Below are 2,518 nucleotides of genomic sequence, written 5' to 3' on the forward strand. Positions count from 1 at the left end.
GAGTACTCGGCTACGAACCGAGCGGTCGGAGGTTCGAATCCTCCTGAGTGCACCATATTAAACAGCTCGCAGTAATGCAGGTTGTTTGCTTCAGCCAGCGGTGATCTGGTCAAAAAGCGCCACTTGCACTCATAGCTCAGCTGGATAGAGTACTCGGCTACGAACCGAGCGGTCGGAGGTTCGAATCCTCCTGAGTGCACCATATTTAAAGGGCCTGCAGAAATGCAGGCCCTTTTTTTATTGCCTAGGGTTTTACGCAGCCCTCGCTGTCAAAACTGATGCTGCGTTTGCGGCCCTTGTCTTGTTTGTCGACGTAGTTGTAACGCACCTTGCCGTTCTGGCTGCTGATGCTATCGGGTTTGCCGAGCATGCTTTCAACGTCTGCTCTACTCATTCCTGCGCGCGCCTCTTTATTGATCATGGCTTTGCGCCTGGCGCTGGGCGTTACCTGATTGCCACAGCCGTCCTGACGCTGACCAATACCGACAATGCCTTGGCGCTTGCCCTCGGTCTTGGACGCTTTGGCTTTTCTCGCGGATTTCTCTTTTGGGGCTGGCGCCTCGCCGCTGGGTGGCGGGTTGTCGGCGTTTTGTAGCTGCAGCTGTTGATCAGTTGGGCAGCCAAGGTGGGTAAAGGTGATTTTGCCGTTGCTGTCCTCGCACCTGTGCACTGTGGTCGCGAGAAGCGCTGTTGGGGCGAGGGCGAAGATAAGTGTTGTTGCGTAAATGGATGGGTGCATGGCGCGTCCTCCGTGACGGTTGCCAGAGCACCCTACGCTTATTTTTTCGTCACTTAATCGTGCCTCCGGCGGTTTGCAATGCGTCGTACACAAGATTCAGAAATAACCGAGCTTTGTTGTGCAAGCGCTTGTTCTTGCCTAGATTTTCTCGCATGCAAAGCCTTGGAGCAGTGGTATCATTTGCCGGTCAGCCTCGCCGAGGCTTATGGATTGCCATCATGGACTTACCCAGTAGTCGCTCAAATTCTCGCTTTACCAATCATGAATTGACTGATTGATCCCTTTGGCGCGCTCTGCCGCTGGGGGTGGAGTGTGCTATGACCGAAGTAGAAGTAAAAAAGCCGCAAGAAAGCCTGCAGGACCGACTCGCACAAGTCGTTGAACTGCTGCACCGCCACAAGCTGGTCGAAGACCTGACGCATCGTCAGGAAGGCCAGAATCAGGAGCGGGTTGAAAGCCTGGTGCACCGGCAGAACCTCGCCGAGTTGCAACGCAAGCTCGATGATCTGCACTCCGCCGACGTTGCCCACATTCTCGAAGCGCTACCGCTGGATGATCGTCTGACCGTATGGCAGTTGGTCAAAGCTGAGCGCGACGGCGACATCCTGCTTGAGGTGTCCGACTCGGTGCGTGAAACCTTGATCGCCGACATGGATGATCACGAGATTCTTGCCGCCGCCAAGGACATGGACGCCGACGAACTGGCTGACCTGGCGCCAGAGTTACCCCGCGACGTCGTCCACGAGCTGATGGAAACCCTCGATGCCCAGCAGCGCGAGCGCGTGCGTTCGGCGTTGTCTTACGAGGAAGACCAGATCGGTGCGTTGATGGACTTCGAGATGGTCACCATCCGCGAAGACGTCAGCCTGGAAGTTGTGCTTCGTTATCTGCGTCGACTGAAAGAATTGCCAGGCCACACAGACAAATTGTTTGTGGTCGATTACGACGGCGTGCTCAAAGGCGTGCTACCGATCAAGCGGCTGCTGGTCAACGATCCCGACAAGCAAGTTGCCGAGGTGATGGCAGACGATCCGGTAAGTTTTCATCCGGATGAAGATGCTTACGATGCTGCGCAAGCGTTTGAGCGCTACGACCTTATTTCGGCGCCTGTCGTCGATAAAAACGGCAAGCTCATTGGTCGTCTGACCATCGACGAAATGGTCGACTTGATTCGTGAAGAAAGCGAGACCGAAGTATTGAATATGGCGGGTCTGCGCGAAGAGGAAGATATCTTCGCCTCCGTGTGGAAGTCACTGCGTAACCGCTGGTCTTGGCTGGCGGTTAACTTGGTCACCGCGTTTATTGCATCGCGGGTGATCGGCTTGTTTGAGGGCTCTATCGAGAAGCTCGTGGCGCTGGCGGCATTGATGCCGATTGTGGCGGGTATCGGTGGCAACTCCGGCAACCAGACAATCACCATGATCGTGCGGGCGATGGCGTTGGATCAGGTCAGCACCGGCAATACGTCGCGGTTGATGCGCAAGGAGCTGGCGGTTTCGTTGTTTAACGGTTTGGTGTGGGGCGGGGTGATCGGGATAGTCGCTTACCTGCTTTATCACAGCTGGTCGTTAGGCTTAGTGATGACGGCGGCGATGACGCTGAATCTGTTACTGGCGGCGCTTATGGGGGTATTGATCCCGATGACGCTGACGCGCTTGGGGCGCGACCCGGCGTTAGGCTCCAGTGTGATGATTACCGCTGTTACTGACAGCGGCGGCTTCTTTATCTTCCTGGGCCTGGCGACGTTGTTCTTACTCTAGGCCGAGACGTATTTAAGCC

2 protein-coding genes and 1 tRNA gene are annotated in these 2,518 nt (G+C 55.7%); 2 read left to right on the plus strand and 1 reads right to left on the minus strand.

The genetic code is table 11. From position 1 onward, the window contains the following. Positions 1-125 precede the first annotated feature (125 nt). Positions 126-202, plus strand: a tRNA-Arg gene (locus AAAB16_RS23155). Between the two features lie 42 nt (positions 203-244). On the opposite strand, the gene AAAB16_RS23160 is transcribed toward AAAB16_RS23155, so the two are convergent. Beyond that, complete coding sequence (locus AAAB16_RS23160; RefSeq protein WP_340665461.1) at positions 245-739, minus strand: DUF4124 domain-containing protein; 495 nt, start codon at positions 737-739, stop codon at positions 245-247. A gap of 317 nt (positions 740-1,056) precedes the next feature. Here AAAB16_RS23160 and mgtE point away from each other — a divergent pair, with 317 nt between their 5' ends. Then, entirely contained in the window at positions 1,057-2,499 is a 1,443-nt protein-coding gene (gene mgtE / locus AAAB16_RS23165; protein ID WP_110617952.1) for a magnesium transporter, read from the plus strand. Positions 2,500-2,518: the final 19 nt, after the last annotated feature.

It is taken from the genome of Pseudomonas sp. (assembly GCF_037994325.1).
Taxonomy (GTDB): domain Bacteria; phylum Pseudomonadota; class Gammaproteobacteria; order Pseudomonadales; family Pseudomonadaceae; genus Aquipseudomonas.